We start from the raw sequence: 17140 nt of genomic DNA on the forward strand, positions 1-17140 counted from the left end.
CCTTATTTGCTGTACTCTGCTTACACTTATCTCTAGACAAATGGCGATACTTTAAAAGAACAATCTCTCAAGGTTACCTAGTAACCTACAGAAAAAACTATATTCTATCTATTTTTTTACAGAACCAGAAGAGCAACAAAAGATTCTTTCTAGGCAAAGAGTCATGCTTGTACTCGCATACCTAGGAGCTTTTTCAGCAATTATAATTGTAAATTGTATTCTTTGTTCTAAAATTTTTGATTTGTAAGAATGATTAAGTAAATTTCCCCTGTAAGGCACTATGCAGAAAGTTATTCAAGAAGCTTTACATATTTATAAAAGAGGAGAAACAGCATGCATAATTTCTTGGTTATGACCAGTTATTTTTTTCTATTACTTATGTTAATTACATTAGTATTCTTAAGCTACATAAACACTAAGATAGAAGTGTTCAAAAAGACAGTAATTAAACGTAATATTCTGAGTTTCAGTACAGCTGAAGCAAATGAATATATTCCGATTCTTAGAAAAAGTAATCGTTTTATACTTTTCTCATTAATTTCTTGTATTTTGTCAATTTTTTTTATAACCGAGAATAACATACCTTTCTCCATACTATTTATTATCCTAGGTATAATTTTTTGTCTTGTAGCTTTACAAAAATGGCGATATTTAAAAAAAACAATTTTAGCAGGATATTTAATCATTACTAAAAAAAAGAATCATTTTACTTATTTTTTCACTAATTTAGAAGAGAAACAAAAAATCCTGTCCTGGCAAAGCAAAATGATCTACTCAGTTTACTTGATATTTATTTTTGGTTCCTTGTCACTGTTTATTGGTTTAATGACTACAGTTTAACAAGATAAACCAAAGTGCTTTTCAACTTTGATTTATCTTGTTTCCTGATTGTTATGCTCCAATAAAATGAGAATATATCCCCATTAAAGTGATACCAATTACTGCTAGTGCAGCAACAACGGTTGAAATAAAACCAGTAATACCAACAATAATTGCTCCTATAGCACCTATGATAGCTGAACCGTACGCATAAAGCAGTACAACGGCTGTGGTTGATACCAATACCCCAACAATTAGCTTAGTATCCCACTCAAACGTCCCATTCTTCAACTGTTCTACGACGTCCTGATAAACTGGATCTGACAAGGGGGAATCAACAAGCGGACGTAAGTAAATCTCAATCTCTAATTGAAATTTGGATGTAATTTCATGGTCTCCGTGCTTCAACTCTTTCTCAAAGGTCATCAAGATACGTGTACCTATTAACCCTTCTTTCGTTGCTAATCCAACTGCAATCGCTCCATTATCTACTTTTGGTCCAAGTTCGTTGATGACATCTTCAAAACTTTTTGTGTCTCCTTTAAGATACTCACTGTATTCCACGATCGAATCAGTGATTTCATTGTAATAAGGAGACATATCCACTTTTTTATCCTTCACTAATACAGAAATCCCATATTCTTCTCCTGAAATAGACCACTCCATATGAGGTTTCAAATAGACCACGTAATTTGGTGCTGGCTCTATACGTACTTCTTGTTCAAATTCAAATGCTGTTTCTGCTACACCGAAATTTTTATACAGCTTCAATAACTCTCTTTTCGCAATTGCTTCTGGAGATACAGAAAAAGATGAAATACCTCGATCTCTACCTGACACAGCAACTTTATCGATACCTACTCCCGCTGTGGTCAGTTCAATAAACTGATCAAATGCCCATTGTTTAGGCATAGGAAATCCTAAATTACCACTAAAGCCTGAGGACATATTAGATACAAAAGCTTGAGTTGTATAACTCGCATCAATGATTTTCTGGCAAACATTTCTAGTACCATAAACGCCAACATTATATGTCTGGTCTGATGAAAGAATTGACCATACTCCCGCAAAATAAGGTAAGACGGTTCCGGGGATATTTCCGTCTTGAATATCCACATCACATGCAAAATAAATGGTTGTTCCTAAGGGAAAACCTAAGTTATATGCTGCTTCAATCGCCAGTTTTCCATCTTTTAGGCCTTGATCTTGCGTGAAATAAGATTCATACCAACCGCCATCTTGGTAGATAGGAAAAATGGCTAAGCCAACTTGTGTAATTGCTTCTATCTCTTCAAAGGATAAACTTTTATCACGTTCGTCGGCTCCTGTTCCAACCGTACCTGTCAAGTAGCGTCCAACAATCGAAAAACCTTGTGATTTCAAACCTTCCGCTGTTTCTTTAGTCAAAATTGTCGAGGTGTCAAAGGCCTCTGCTGAACGATTCGTGTTCCCGTTTGATGTTAGTAAACCTTTCATCACGGTTAAATCCGACGTTTGATTATACGGTGGCAATACCATAAACTGTCGGAAAGCAAGAATTTGCTCCGCAATATATGACGTAAAGTTTCCTGAAAAATCACCTTGTTTGTTATAACCGTTCACATAAAGACCGTATTGCAAAATTCGAACAAATGGACCGATGTCTCCTTGATTTAGTACTGGGGTACCCGCTTCAGTCCCAGGACCATAATTACCATTTGCTGTATTTGTATCCATACCAATTTCTGCTTGAAGACCATAAATCAATGCTGTATTGGTTTGACGCTGATAAACGCCATCACAAGGCAAAATCCCCGTATATTGCCAGTACTCTCGATTCAATCCTTGTTGCATCGAGCGAATCGTCGCATCTCCACTTGGTACTAAAACAAAAGCGCTCATATCAAACAAGGCTTTAGCCCATGTGGAATCTAATGTACTATTGACTGATTCAAATCCTGCGGCAATTTTTAACTGCTTTATTGCATTGTCATTGTCCGTTGTGTAAATGGTATTAAACTTTCCAGTTCCCATTCCTTTACAACGAAATGCACCATCAATCAACTTTACAAAATTACTTTCATATGTGTTGATTAGATTGGGGGTCACTTCTTTATCCCATAAAGCAGAAGTGGTAGCACCGAAGTTATCAACTAATGTCGTAATTCCTAGTTCATGTTGTACCGCTCGAATCAATCCATAAATCGTATTCCATCCAGTATAACCATCTTCCGGTACTGAACCAAAGCCTGCTACATTTCCATATGTCTCATTCAACCATTGCTGTACCTCTAACACCCAAGGATCACGTGTTTGTTTTGCTTTCTTATCCATTCTTTTCACTCCTCAACATTATTTTGATTCGAATCACTTAGATATGTTGAGATTTTTTAGAATTTGTGACAGTATTCAGGAAATATTTTTCTTGAAGCAAATATTTTTTTAAGCGTTTCTTCATTCTCTCCACTCTTTTACGCACTGACGGATGGTAGTCCTTTTCTGAAAACATGATTTTCGCTGCTTCAGAACAAGTAAGCCCTTCAACTAGCAATGAAAAGAAGAACCCATCAAGTGGTTCTTGCTTTTGATAATTACAAACCATCTCTTTTAAATCGATAGTTGAATCAAATTCCACCGATGACTGACTCTCTATAAATCCAGGATCTAAAGATTGCCAACGCCCAGCATCATAAGTAATCCCATTTTTGTCATTCTTATTGTTTGAACTTTTTTTGTAAAGACGCCATACATCTTTCTCAGCAATTGCTAAGCGATAGAGAAACAAATTTTTAAACTTCAACTCTTTCTTCTTTCTTTCCAGTCGATAATCTTCAATCGCTTTCCATGTAGCTAACAGATAGGTACTATAAAAATCTTCAAAAGGTATGTATACGCCCAATTTCTCTGCTGAAATTTGGGCATTTTTAGCACTTTTTTTTAAATATGGAAAAAAATCTCTGAGTATTGCTTCCAGTAACTCTCCATTTTGTTCTATTACATACAAATCCACTCTTTCTGTTATGCTTATCCAAAAACTCATCATTAGCCACTCCATTCATTCTTTTGAAAGGATATGTCGATAAGTTGAATAAATCTGTGACATAGAATCTATTCTTTATTTTTCTATTTTTTGGATATTAGCTGCCTTTTTTTAATTTCTGTTCAATCGATTCGATGATCTGACGAAAATATTTTGTTAGATTTGTTTCTGCCATATTCTCTAAAATACTTCCGATTTCCGTCAGTACTAAAAATGTTGTAAATACTTGAACTAACGTGAATTCAAGTTGAACATTATTTTTTGCTAAAACGATATCGACAACGCCAGTCAAAATCAATAAAACAAAATGACTAAGCTTCTTCCATAGGCCTTGCCAGCTCAGATTAGAATACCAAGTTCTTTGTACTTTCGCTTTTAGCCAACCAGTGAATAAATCTAATAAAATCAACAAAAAGAAGATATGGATCAATTCTTCTTCTGTTTCAAATAAATGTATAAAAATCCCCATTTTACTAAACATTATCTCCCTCTTAACTGATCACTTCGCAACATTTTTCGTAATAGGATTTACGTGAAGCCAATCCATTGTATCCACCATTTACTTTAAATGTCACTTGTTCAACAGTAGGTGATAATAAACAGAAATTATTCATCCCATTGGCCTCCCACCAATAGCCAGCACTTGACCAAGGATATCTTTCAGCCACATAAGTTACTCCTTGATTGACAACTTCTGGATCTGCGATTGATAAAGAAAACTGTGTATAATTATAACGACCAGTTAGTTGATAAACCCTGCCCCTTTGAATTTTCTACCATCCCCACTAAAAACATTTCCAAGGTCACTACGCCCTTCATAAGCTTCTCCAGAAGCAAGTTCTATGCGCCATTTCCCACAACCTGACTCGTGATTACACTGGCTAATAAAATGCTGTAAAGGATTAAGTTCAGTGATACGATACACGTTGATGCACTGATTTAAATCGTTGATTATCTGCTCTGAAAAATTACTCCATCCAATTGCTTCAAGTTGGCTCCTAGTAATCTTTCGCGTAAGTGTATCATTCAACTCTTTCATGATCATCAGCTCTTGCCCAACTAAAATAAAGTCAGGATTTTTGATTCCATTCCATTGTTGTAATTGACTAACTGATACCCCAAATTTTTCACCAATCCTACTTAACGAATCTCCAGATTTTACAACATACTTCATTTTGATTCTCCTCTCAAAATTTTTGCGTATTTAAATACGTTTAATATGTCGGTAAAATGAAGAAAATTGTGACAAAAAAGCATCGGCAGAATACCGATGCTTTAAATCGCTTATTTATTTAATGACTTATAAATAGATTGAGCACAAAAAATACTGGTTTATGGAATTATTTTTTTCATAGGATACATAATGACTTGATGTTCTTTCACTTCCTCGCTGAATAAAAACAATCTATCTGCTTCGATTCTGTACTTATGATCTTTGATCACATTTGCATAGTTCACACTTGCTGGATCTGGTTCTAAATAGAAGTTATCTTGATTAACTGAATATATTCCAGCATACTCTATCAGCCCAGACAGATTGATTCGCTGTACTTCACCTGATTCATTGAAGATCAAAATACCCCCTCCCTCCAGTTTCCAGGAATACTTAATCAAGAGATCGTGTAACTGGTCGTGGGAAATATCGCTTTTTATTTTTAATTTCTGATATGCTTCATCGAGTTTTCCCGGACCAGGAAAGGCTGTTTTATATTCCTCGAATGTTAAATCGTCTGAATCAGCTATTTCCTGTGATTGAGTGCTTTCTTTTGTTTCCGGAACGCTGTCACTCATTTCAAATTGTCTTGTATTTGTTTCGCTACTACAGCCAGCCATTAGTAATAGAAATAGCAGGATGGATATTATTCGTTTCTTCATTCTATTTGATCACTCTCTCTTCATTTCAAAAAATAGAAAGAGGCTTCTTCCCAAACAGTCTATTTTTAGTTTAGCAAATCATTCTTATCAGCAACACTCAGCCATAACCTTCTATACCATTGCCACTTTGTATCAGAAATGTTGAAGTATCTATAGTAATATCCTCCATCCCATACACCAGTTCCATAATCTTGCACATAATCACCTAGAAAATAAAACTGATTATAAGACATTATTGCATGGATACCCGCAATGCCATTGTCCTCTATTGTAAATAAAGGTGCTAATTCGTTGCATCTTATCCCACTAGCTGACGAAGTACTACCTGAACTAGGATTATAAATTTGAACTGAGAACCCTGTTGCATTAATACTATATAGTTTAGCCTTTGGTAACAACTCTTCTGTACTTAAATTATCTGTTGAATTTTTATCTTCTCCTTCGATGATATATGTGCCAGGTTTTGGTTTTTGTGTCGTCAACTTGTCTTTTGAAAAAGGTAGATTATCTACATCAATCCCCTGTTCTTCAAGTTGTTGTATTGCTTTTTGGTTATCTTCTTTCGAAATAACAATACTTTCAGGATCAATTGCTCGAATTGCTGCATCTGCAACCTCAGTATGCATTCCACTAACTATCAAACCAAACAGCATTGTAAACCCCATCAATACTTCCTTCATTTTTTATTCTCTCCTTGATCTTCAATTATAATTCATTACCAAGTGTGTTTATATTTTCGATTTTAGAAGATATCTTCACCAATATAATAAATTATTCGAATAAACTATGACTTCTTAATTATATATATTTATATAAATATAAATATATATAATTAGTTATTTAACATTCAAAGATTTTCTGCTCATTTTTGTTAACTTATTCTACTTTTATGTAAATGAATTAGAAAGTATTAATATAAAATTAAAAATGATTATTACGTTATTTAAGTAGAATACTCCTTCTAATATTATCTATTTTAAACTTTATGCTCTATTCTATTAAAAAAGCTTTTAGCGTATTTAGAATCTCACAGATTTCAATTTATTATTATTTAATTTAAGAATAGATAGTATAAAAACATACACATTATTCTTAATATAAAATTAATAAATTTCTATAGTTATTAAATAAATCATCCACTTAAATCTCCTAATTTTATGTTTTTTTATCTTTTTTGCTATATATAATATATTTATTTTTTTCACACAATATAAAATTTTATTTTCCGAGCTAAATTATACAAAAAAACAGGTTGATGAAGAGTAAATTATTCATTAAATATTATGCAAATATAATGATTAATAAAAAATATATGTTTTTTTATTTCTTAGATTTATACTTCAAGAGAACAAATAAATAAGTAAAGGAGTCACTCATGAAAAAAATCTTTTCTTTATTTTGTTTTTTGTCAGTACTATTTTTTCTGGGTACAAGGTTTTTGATGGTGAGCAATTAGTGGACAACGATGCAGCTGCAGGGCAACCGGGTTTGAGTCATATTATGTCAGGGAATTGGACGTGGATCTCATCAGGTTATTTTGGAGACGCAAGGATTAGTTACGACAAAAGTGGTGCATTTTATGCGTATGGCTTTAACCCTACAAATAGAACAAATGTTGGGAATTTTTACGCATATTTAGCTAATCCAGCATTCGAGTCAACAGCTGCTTATAATGTTGCTTCACCGCCAGGGATAGGTGAAGGAAATACTATTGAACAATACTACGCTGCTGTAGGATGGAATTGGATTGGTGATTTGGGTGCCACTAATTGGAACCTAGCTGCAAATGTTGGGAAACCTAATAATGTGAATATTCAGGGTGGTCTGGATGCAGATGCATTCAAAATCACATGGTAAAAGGAGATAACTATGGAAAAACAAATAAGAGGAGTTATTATTGGTTTAACGTTGACAACAATCTTGGCAAGCTCTACTTATGCTGTCTTAGCTAATCAACAAACAGATGTACAAGTTAAGTCTGAGAGTAGAGTAATCACGACTTCTCCAGAAGAAGAAAAACAAACAACAATTGAAATACCAACTGTACAAATAGAAGATGAAATCACAACAAAACAAGAAGCAGTCTATCGAATGATCAATGCTATTGATTATTATCACAGTATCGAGATTCATTTTTTAGCAACTAAAAAAGCAGGAGAATTAATCGAATCAATTCATCTATCAGCTGTTAATCTGCCTGACAATCATCTCACGAAAATCGATACTACTTATTCAACAAATAATCGAAGTTTTCTTTTTTACGACAACGGCAATATTGAAACGGAAAATTTTGATTCAAACGATAAAAGCTTAGGCATATACTTCCTTTGTTAGATTAGAAGGAGCATCTAGTAATCATTCTATGACATTAGCCGATAGTATAAAAATTGGTGAGGATGGAGAAAAATTGTACAAGGCAAGACCAGATGCAAATTATTATAGCAATGCAAAAATAGTTGCATTACCTTCCGATTTAGCAATTAACTTATTAGAGGATGAAGCTATTTATGAACTTACAGATACTGGAAAAATAGCTGGACGAAATACAGTAGTTTTAGAAGGTAGCTTATCAGACGCCAATCAAGTCAGATATCAGGCTAATCACTTTAAACTAAATATTGATGACAAAACTGGCGTATTACTAGGGATGATTTTTACGAACAATGGGATTGAAAAAGACTATTTAAACGTTTCTTCCGTTACGTTCGATCAACTTCCTGAAGACTTTAAGTCTAATTAACAATAAATAGGTGATTCCTATCTATATCAAATCATTTGATAAGAAAGGTTCTTGAAATAATAAGCGCCAAAGGACAAGATACAAGAAGTAGTTGTCCTTTGGCGCTTGTTTTAAATAAAATGATAGGTGATCTATTTATAAATACTTTCTCTCTCTTACCCCAAACTCTCCGTCAATCGCCGCAATCCTTCTTCCAATTTCTTACGTGGGCATCCCACGTTCAATCGCAAAAAATTGTGACTAGCTTTCCCATATACTTCGCCTGACATGATCGCAACCTTGCCTCGTTCGATCATTCGTTGCTGAAGTTCTTCCATAGTGAATGGGAGTCGGGCACAATCGAGCCACATCAAGTAGGTGGCTTCGCTTTTGGTCACGAGGATTTCTGGATGATGTTGGTTGAGGTACGCAGTGACAAAAGCAATATTATCATCAATGTACCGATTGAGTTCACTGACCCAGTTGCTTTCTTTTTCATACGCTGAAATCGTCGCAACTAATCCAAAAATACTCGTTGAGCTGAGTCCATCAGCTTCTTTCATCTGATGCAAAAATCGTTGACGTAAAGATGGATCTGGGATCAATCCGTAAGAAAAAATCAACCCAGGAAAATTAAAGGTTTTACTTCCAGAGGTGACGACTGCGACATTTTTTTGAATCAATTCTGTCAGTGGTTGATGGTGTTGTCCCTTTCTGAGAATATCCATGTGGATCTCATCCGAAATAATGAACACCTCGTTTTTTTGGGCAAGCTCGATGATGTTCACTAATTCTTTTTTGGTCCACACTCTACCTGTTGGATTGTGGGGACTACACAATAACAAAATTTTATTCTCCGGTTGCTCAAATTGGCGCCTCAAGTCCTCAAAATCCAATTTATAGGCACCTTCTTGATAAATCAATTCATTGCTTACCAGTTTGCGGCCATTCCCAGAAATCAGTTTATAAAAGGCATCATAAGCAGGCGTTTGGATAATCACACCTTCTCCCGATTCGCTTAATAAACAAATCAGTTGCTTGATGCTATAGATGACGGAAGGACTGTAAACCAACCAGTCCTCGTCGATCTGGTGTCCAAAACGTTCTTTGTACCAGTGAGTGACTGCTGATTTGAAATCTGTGTGATTCCAACGAGTATAGCCAAAAATGGGATGTCTTAACCTTTCTTGGAGCGCAGCTTCGACGCCTGTTGGTACTTTAAAATCTGTATCAGAAATCGTAAATGGCAAGAGATCATTTTTACCGAAGCGGTCTTCAATATAATCCCATTGCGTACAATACGTCCCTTTACGATCGATTTGTTCATTGAAAGACATCTTCTACACTCTCCCGATTTCAGAACGACAAGATGTCGTCCAGTTGATTTCTAACAGTCGTCACTTTTGTTCCTATAATGACTTGTACATTCGTATCATCCAAATGAACCACGCCTAATGCACCTAACTTTTTCAGTCGGTCATCATCAACGATCGATCCGTCATTCACCACTAACCTTAGACGGGTGATGCAATTATCTAAAGCAGTGATATTTTCAGCACCACCTAAAGCAACCAAGATTCCTCGTGCATCAACTGTGCCTTTTCCTTTATATGTTACTTCTTCGTCTGTATATTCTGTCTCAGCAGTCATTTCTTCACGTCCAGGGGTCTTTAAGTTTTTGCGTAAAATCACCGTTTTAAATGTAAAGTAATAGATACCAAACCAACAAGCCCCCACAAGTAAAACCAACCACCATTTAGTATAAGTCCCTTGCATGACCCCGAAAATAATAAAATCTAAGATACCGCCATCGGTGTTCCCGATTGTTACGCCCAACAAACTCATGACCATAAATCCGGCACCAGTCATCAACACATGGAATCCCCATAAGAGAGGACTGACAAATAAGAAGAGAAATTCGATTGGTTCTGTGATCCCTGTTACAAAAGTCGCAATCACACCTGAAATCAATAATCCTTTGATTTTTGCACGATTCTCTGGCTTTGCGGTTTGATACATCGCTAAAGCCGCTGCGGGAAGGCCAAACATGAATGTCGGCATTTTTCCTTGTGAAAGAAAAGCAGTGGCGCTCGGTGAAATCGCCAATCCTTGTTGCAATTCATTATAAAAAATATTTAGTGCGCCAAAGACTTCTTGCCCATTGATGACCTGACTTCCTCCAGCTTCCGTAAACCGGATCATCGATACTAAAATATGATGTAAGCCAAATGGCAATAAGAGTCGTTCTCCAGAACCGAATAAGAACGGGCCAAATGCCCCAGAGCGTTGGATCAAATTTCCGATCCCAGTGATCAACATGGCAAAAAGTGGCCAAACCATCGGAATCAACACGCCAACAATTGCTAAAGTTACTGAAGTAATGATGGGTACAAAACGTGTCCCTGAAAAGAAGGCAAAACTATCTGGTAATTGGAATTGATAAAATCGCGTATGGAGCTGATAAACGATTAGCCCGACAATGATCCCTCCCAGAACACCCATAGATAATGTTTGGATACCAAAAACCATTTCTTGACCAGCTTCACGTAATTGTTCACTTGCTGCCAATTGATTCGTTTCTTGCAAATAAAAATTGATCGATAATTGCATCACTACATATCCAACAAACCCAGAAAAAGCAGCCACGCCTTTTTCTTTACGTGCTAAGCCTAAAGGAATCGCCATGGCAAACATCACAGGTAAATAGCTAAAAGCAAAGCCACCAATCGTCGACATAAAGCGAAACATCACCTGTAACCAAGCAGCACCTAAAAATGGAAAAGCAGTAATTGCTGATTCAGCGGAGAACGCACTCCCAATCCCTAAGAACAATCCCATGAAAGCTAACAGTGCGACTGGTAACATGAACGTTTTGCCTAACCCTTGAAAAATCTCCATCCAACTTGCTTTCTTCCCTTTTTGCATCCCTTTTCCCCCTTACTCTATTTCTTACCCTTAAAATGTAAGCGATAACAAAGACGGTTGCAATACTTCTTGTCCATGTAGAATGGGCATTCATAAATTAGAATCTCCATTCTGAGAAATGACTTGTTTCGCATAATGGATCATCAAAATATCTAACAAGATATCCATTGAAACTCTTGGACTCAAATCAATATTCTGATGATAGATCGTCAACATTTCTGCAATAAATGCGACCGTCGACAATTCTTCTAAAGAACTTGTCGGTTGACCAATAAAAGACAGCAGAGGAACATTTCGCTCCTTTAGTCGTTTAGCATAATCGAGCATTCCTAATGTTTCCCCACTATGACTAATAAAAATAGCAAGATCTCCTTCTCCTAGTTGTTTACTCACTGCTAGCAATTCGTCCCAATCGGTTGAATGCCCCACATTTTTACCAAGAAAATGCAATTTTCGATTCAGGGAAACAGCGACCGGAATACTTTGCCCTACAGCAAACAGTTCAATACGTTGTGCTTCTTTAATCATATTGACTGCTCGATCGATTTGTTTCGGCTCGATTTTTTCTAACGTCTCTGTAAACTGACGAAGGATTTCATTGATCAATGGTTTGAATTCATCCGACACATCAGTAGAACCACTCGTTTCTTCTAATGACCGGTAACTTTTAAGGGCAAACTTAAATTCTTGAAATCCTTTAAAGCCAAGCTTTTTTGCCATTCGAGTAATAGTCGATTGGCTGGTAAATGTTTCACTCGCTAATTCTTCGGCTGTCATGGAGGAAACTTTTCTTGATTGATGCAAACAATAATCTAAGATATTTTTTTCCACTTGATTTAATTCAGAAAATTTATATTGGATTCTCTTATAAAACTGATTCATCTCTTTCTCCTATTCTGGCAGTTTTTCGCCAATGAACGATATGGTCTGTTTTCTTATCTATTCTACCGGAGAATACGATGGAAAACGAGTCTACGGATAAATTCAGAAATGCAAAAAAATCCACAAAAATCGGTAATATGATTTTCGTGGATTCTGTGTTGTTCTTTGAAACAATCCATTGATATGACTATTTATTTTAATAATTTTGCAGCTGCTTCATCTAAAATCACTGTGATATTGGGATGAGTCATTAAAATGGATGCAGGAATTTCCTCCGTTACCGGTCCTTTAATGACTTGTTTGATGATCTCTGCTTTATGTTCGCCATTAACGATCAATACTAGCTGTTTCGCTGCCATGACCGTCTTTGGTCCAAATGTCACGAAGTAATCCCCAGGTTCTTCTCCCAGATGTTCTTGCAACGATTCGTACATCTGATCTCCAGGAATGACTGGAATACTATAGGTTTCCTTGCTAAAATCGGTGTACCCTGGCATATTCCCACAGAAATGACCATCCTCACCAAGTCCCATCAAAACTAAATCCAAGCCACCTGCTTGAGCAATTTTTTTGTCAACCTCATGATAATTCTCAATAGTCAGTTCGTGAATATTCTCAGCAGCAACTCCGATCGGATCATAAAGAGCTTTTTTTAGTCCTGACATAGTCAAACCATACTGCTTATCCTTCAGCGCCACTTCATCAAAATTATAATAATGGATCATCGATGTATCCATCTGTAATTTACTAAGCTTATCAACCAAAATCTCGTAGGCCATCTTAGGTGAATTTCCGGTTGTCAAAGATAAATTCACTCTTCTATGCTTCAACATCTTCTCTAAAACGATCCCTGCTGTTACTTCACTAAGTGTTTCATAATCTGTTGCAATCACTAAATCCATTGCTGTCCACTTCCTTTCACTCATTTAGTTAAAGTGTAACAGTGTCAGAATTTTTTTGATAGCGTTTTCTTAAAAATGAACTAAAATATATAACATTAATATAAAAAACAAACGTTTTTTCAAGGTAATTTTTACTTATTTTAGATACATATAAAAAAACAAATATTTTTTTACATATTTAAAAATATTTGATATTATTATAATGGTTTTTTATCACATTAGCTTCATGAAAAAGTGGGAATTTCTATCACTTAAACATATTTTTAAAAATCATGATTTTAATAATCTTACATTTAAACTTTCGACGTCGATGCTGAGATATTACGTTACCCAAATTACATATCTTCCAAGGGAAATCATGAAATATTAGCAATATGAAAAATGTGTTGAGTAAAATATTGTAACATTACGGAACTTTTAAATCTTATATATGTTATGACAGAAATCATTATTACCTACGTAACCTTTTTACTTATCAAAAATACCTGGCAAGAATTATCCTGACAGATATTTTTGATATTAAGAACTGCTTTTAATATATTCAGTAAACTGGAGGTTAGTATACCCGCAGTAAAATCATCATATTTTTAAAAATAATAATTCTTAAATTTGTTGTGAAAGAGAAATCATCTCAATTAACCCTTGAGCAGCTTCACTACCTTTATTTCCTGCTTTCGTACCTGCTCTTTCAATTGCTTGCTCAATAGTTTCTGTGGTTAATACACCGAACATCACTGGAATATTGGACTCTAGGTTAATATGTGCGACTCCTTTGGCTACCTCATTGGAAACCAATTCGTAATGAGTAGTTGCACCTCTGATAACTGTCCCCAACGTAATCAATCCATCATAACTATCCTTTTCGCTGAGTTTTTTGGTAATAAAGGGAATTTCAAAAGCTCCCGGTACCCAATAAATATCAATTTGCTCTTCTTTAACACCATGTCTTTTTAAATTGTCCAACGCTCCTTGTAACAATTTTTGATTGATAAATTCATTAAATCGCGCGACTACTATCCCTATTCGAAGATCCTTTGTAGAATAATTCCCCTCATAAATCGTCATGTCTACACTCCTTTATTTTTATAATGATAAATAATGATTGAACTTATCTTTTTTTGTTTTTAAATAGGCTTGGTTTTCCTTTTGTGGGAAGGTTTCAATTGGTACTCTTTCTACAATCGTAATTCCAGCTTTTTGTAACTCTGTTACTTTATCGGGATTGTTTGTAAGTAACCGAATAGTAGTTGTACCAATTGATTTTAAAATGTCTGTTGCAAAGTGATAATCCCGTTCATCCGGAGCAAAGCCCAATTCAATATTTGCTTCATAAGTATCAAATCCTTGTTCTTGCAATTGATAAGCTTTTAACTTATTTCTCAATCCAATGCCACGACCTTCTTGACGAAGATAAAGAATAGCTCCAGTCCCCTCTTCTGCAATCATTCTCATTGCTTCATGTAACTGTTCACCACAATCGCAACGATGAGAACCAAAGACATCACCAGTTAAACATTCTGAATGAACACGGACTAATGTAGGAGACTGACTATTTTGAATATCTCCTTTTGTTAGCAATAAATGCTCCAGCTTTTCTCCCTCTTCATAAATAGTCAATTTGAAATCACCATAATCTGTCGGTAAATTTACTGTTATATGGCTGCTTTCTTCTAAAAAATTTACCAACTCATCAATAGTGATCAAGTAATTGCCATTCTTTAGATAAACGTGTCAGATCTTTCATCCTTGCCATCGTCCCGTCCTCTTTCAGGATCTCACAAATATAAGCGGCTTCTATACTATTAGCTAATTTGGCCAAATCAATTGCAGCTTCGGTGTGTCCTCGACGTATAAGCGTTCCACCATCTACACTAATTAAAGGAAAAATATGTCCTGGTCTAAGAAAATCACTTGATTTCGAACGAGGATCAGCCAATGCTTTAATGGAAGTAGCTCGATCAAATGCTGAAATACCAGTCTTCGTGTGTTTATGATCCACACTAATCGTAAAAGCTGTACCAAACGCATCAGTATTATGAGTTGTCATTTCTTCTAAAGATAAGTGTTGCGCAATCTTCTTAGATATTGGCGCACATATTAATCCTCGACCAAATTTGATCATGAAATTAACTGCCTCAGGTGTCACGTATTCGGCTAAACCAACTAAATCTCCTTCTGCTTCTCTATCTTCATCATCAGCTACAATGATTAGACCGCCCTTTTTCAAAGTCTTGATTGCTTCAGTAATATTACTCATAGTAAGTCCTTCTCCTTGTACCTCTCAAATTTTTTTCTCTGTGCCTTTACATATTTTCCAATGATATCCGTTTCTATATTCACAAGATGTCCTACACCTAAATTCCCCAGATTTGTCAAAGATTTGGAATGTGGAATCAGACTAACTGAAAAGCTTGCTGCTGTAGTATCCGTAACTGTTAAACTTACTCCATTAATTGCAATTGATCCTTGTGGAATGATTTCACCTTCATATTTGGTTGGGTAAGCAAATGTCAAAACTAATGTGTTTTGATTCTCTATTTTTTTGATCAATCTTGTAACAGTATCAATATGTCCCGAAACAAAATGGCCTTCAAAGCGTTGCTTCATGGAAACTGCTCGTTCTAAATTTACCCTATCTCCAACTTTTAAGGTGGAGAAAGTGGTCCGTTTAAAGGTTTCAGGCATTATTTCAGCTCTAAAAGAAGTACTTGAAGTCTCAATAGCAGTTAAACATACCCCATTGACTGCCATACTATCTCCAATTTTATAATCACGTAGGACACTATTGGAAGTTTGAAAAGTGAGTTGGATCATTTGTTGATTTCGTCGAATTTCTTTGACTGTTCCTTGTTCAATGATCAATCCTGTGAACATTGCTTTCGTTTCCCCCTAACTCGAATGTCTTCTCCAAGCTGTTCAATTTCTAAAAATTCTAATTGTTGATCTTTAGAAACTAAACGTTCACTATGAAAAGACATCGGACTTTTTCCACCAAAAAGTTTGGGTGCAATATAACTGATGACTTCATCCCAGAGACTTTCTGCTAAAAAAACATCATGGATTTTCGCTCCACCTTCTATATACAACGACTGAATACCTTTCTTTCTCATGGTCTCAATAAAGAATGCAAAAGAAAACCTAGGTGTATAAAAAATAGTTACATGGGGAAATAGTTCCTCTAGCTTAGGATTTTCCGTAAATATCCAGACCGGACTTGTGGTCGTTTGAAAAAGATCGAGTTTAGGGCTTTTAAGGATCCGTCCTCTACGATCCAAAACAATGCGTACTGGTGGGAAGATAGTTTCGACATCAGGTAACAAACGAGGATCATCAATTAGAACGGTTTCGCTCCCTACCACGATTCCTTGATATTCTCCTCGCTCTTTGCGAACTCTTGAGATTGCCTCTGAGCCTGTTATTGAGTACCTAGAATCTTTCTGTATAGAGATTTTCCCATCTAGTGTAACGGCTTGTTTTAATGTGATGTAGGGACGATCCATTTCAAAAAAGTGGTTATAAAAAGGATTCAATGCTCTACATTTCTCTTCTTCTACGCCTACAATCACTTTGATTCCATGCTTTTGTAAAAATTTTCTGCCTTTTCCTGCTACTAAAGGATTGGGATCAAGTTGGCCTATGACTACCGTTGTGATACCAGACTGGACAATGGCTTGCGTACAAGGTGGCTGTTTTCCTTGGTGGTTACAAGGTTCTAAAGTAACATATAAAGTTGAATCAAACAGTTCTTCGGGGGAACCACAATTTTGAATAGCATTTACTTCAGCGTGAGCCTCGCCATAATGTAAATGCGCACCTAATGAGAGTAGCTTTCCTTCTTTAACAATCGCAGCTCCAACTAATGGATTGGTAAAGGTCTTTCCCTTTCCTTTTCTTGCCTCTTCAATCGCAGCTAACATGAAAGACTGGTGCATATCAATTCCCCCTTTCAACAAAAAATGCCCTGCGAATTTAATCACAGGGCATAACTAAATAAACCTA

At 35.7% G+C, this 17140-nt stretch carries 17 protein-coding genes and 1 pseudogene; 3 read left to right on the forward strand and 15 right to left on the reverse strand.

The annotated features are described in order from the left end of the window. Positions 1–891: 891 nt before the first annotated feature. From CYK55_RS10855 to CYK55_RS10880, 7 genes are all read right to left on the reverse strand, one after another. Positions 892–3132 (reverse strand): glycoside hydrolase domain-containing protein, encoded by a 2241-nt coding sequence (locus CYK55_RS10855; RefSeq protein WP_126134314.1) that lies wholly within the window; start codon positions 3130–3132, stop codon positions 892–894. Positions 3133–3169: 37 nt separating this feature from the next. Then, complete coding sequence (gene bacL2 / locus CYK55_RS10860; protein WP_126134315.1) at positions 3170–3838, reverse strand: BacL2 family protein; 669 nt, start codon at positions 3836–3838, stop codon at positions 3170–3172. 97 nt (positions 3839–3935) lie between these two features. Further along, positions 3936–4319, reverse strand: a complete 384-nt coding sequence (locus CYK55_RS10865) for a phage holin family protein (RefSeq protein WP_010734620.1) — start codon at positions 4317–4319, stop codon at positions 3936–3938. Positions 4320–4329: 10 nt separating this feature from the next. Next, positions 4330–4506, reverse strand: a complete 177-nt coding sequence (locus CYK55_RS13875) for a hypothetical protein (RefSeq protein ID WP_241234775.1) — start codon at positions 4504–4506, stop codon at positions 4330–4332. 74 nt (positions 4507–4580) lie between these two features. Beyond that, positions 4581–5012: a LysM peptidoglycan-binding domain-containing protein gene (locus CYK55_RS13880; RefSeq protein WP_241234776.1), complete on the reverse strand. Its 432-nt coding sequence runs from the start codon at positions 5010–5012 to the stop codon at positions 4581–4583. A 158-nt stretch (positions 5013–5170) separates the two neighbouring features. Then, entirely contained in the window at positions 5171–5713 is a 543-nt protein-coding gene (locus tag CYK55_RS10875; RefSeq protein WP_034686858.1) for a hypothetical protein, read from the reverse strand. Between the two features lie 65 nt (positions 5714–5778). Further along, on the reverse strand, positions 5779–6393 hold the full coding sequence (locus CYK55_RS10880; protein WP_023520262.1) for a hypothetical protein: 615 nt from the start codon (positions 6391–6393) through the stop codon (positions 5779–5781). Between the two features lie 820 nt (positions 6394–7213). Between CYK55_RS10880 and CYK55_RS10885 the strand changes: the two genes are divergently transcribed. Genes CYK55_RS10885 through CYK55_RS10895 form a run of 3 tightly spaced genes read left to right on the forward strand, consistent with a single transcriptional unit; the run spans position 7214 to position 8453 of the window. Next, complete coding sequence (locus CYK55_RS10885; RefSeq protein ID WP_126134316.1) at positions 7214–7570, forward strand: hypothetical protein; 357 nt, start codon at positions 7214–7216, stop codon at positions 7568–7570. 12 nt (positions 7571–7582) lie between these two features. After that, the gene (locus CYK55_RS10890) at positions 7583–8047 is read left to right on the forward strand and encodes a hypothetical protein (RefSeq protein WP_126134317.1); all 465 of its coding nucleotides are present in this window, start codon (positions 7583–7585) and stop codon (positions 8045–8047) included. Between the two features lie 28 nt (positions 8048–8075). After that, on the forward strand, positions 8076–8453 hold the full coding sequence (locus CYK55_RS10895; protein ID WP_126134318.1) for a hypothetical protein: 378 nt from the start codon (positions 8076–8078) through the stop codon (positions 8451–8453). Between the two features lie 155 nt (positions 8454–8608). Here the strand turns inward: CYK55_RS10895 and CYK55_RS10900 are convergent, their stop codons facing one another. The 8 genes and pseudogenes from CYK55_RS10900 to ribD form a co-directional block, all read right to left on the reverse strand. Continuing rightward, positions 8609–9769: a MalY/PatB family protein gene (locus CYK55_RS10900; protein ID WP_126134319.1), complete on the reverse strand. Its 1161-nt coding sequence runs from the start codon at positions 9767–9769 to the stop codon at positions 8609–8611. Positions 9770–9788: 19 nt separating this feature from the next. Beyond that, entirely contained in the window at positions 9789–11357 is a 1569-nt protein-coding gene (gene malX, locus CYK55_RS10905; protein WP_126134320.1) for a maltose/glucose-specific PTS transporter subunit IIBC, read from the reverse strand. Positions 11358–11447: 90 nt separating this feature from the next. Beyond that, a complete protein-coding gene (locus tag CYK55_RS10910; protein ID WP_010734608.1) occupies positions 11448–12239 on the reverse strand; it encodes a MurR/RpiR family transcriptional regulator in 792 nt (263 codons plus the stop codon). 191 nt (positions 12240–12430) lie between these two features. Continuing rightward, complete coding sequence (locus CYK55_RS10915; protein WP_034686875.1) at positions 12431–13141, reverse strand: glucosamine-6-phosphate deaminase; 711 nt, start codon at positions 13139–13141, stop codon at positions 12431–12433. 603 nt (positions 13142–13744) lie between these two features. Continuing rightward, on the reverse strand, positions 13745–14206 hold the full coding sequence (gene ribH, locus CYK55_RS10920; protein WP_034686878.1) for a 6,7-dimethyl-8-ribityllumazine synthase: 462 nt from the start codon (positions 14204–14206) through the stop codon (positions 13745–13747). 18 nt (positions 14207–14224) lie between these two features. Further along, positions 14225–15398: pseudogene (gene ribA, locus CYK55_RS10925) on the reverse strand (GTP cyclohydrolase II). Continuing rightward, complete coding sequence (gene ribE / locus CYK55_RS10930; RefSeq protein ID WP_034686884.1) at positions 15395–16015, reverse strand: riboflavin synthase; 621 nt, start codon at positions 16013–16015, stop codon at positions 15395–15397. The pseudogene ribA and the gene ribE overlap by 4 nt, the downstream one beginning before the upstream one ends. Beyond that, positions 16000–17073 carry a bifunctional diaminohydroxyphosphoribosylaminopyrimidine deaminase/5-amino-6-(5-phosphoribosylamino)uracil reductase RibD gene (ribD, locus tag CYK55_RS10935; RefSeq protein ID WP_034686885.1) on the reverse strand — a complete coding sequence of 358 codons (1074 nt, stop codon included), beginning with the start codon at positions 17071–17073 and terminating at the stop codon, positions 16000–16002. Before ribD ends, ribE begins: the two co-directional genes overlap by 16 nt. Positions 17074–17140: the final 67 nt, after the last annotated feature.

This window comes from Enterococcus mundtii (genome assembly GCF_003957375.1).
Classification (GTDB): Bacteria; Bacillota; Bacilli; order Lactobacillales; family Enterococcaceae; genus Enterococcus_B; species Enterococcus_B spodopteracolus.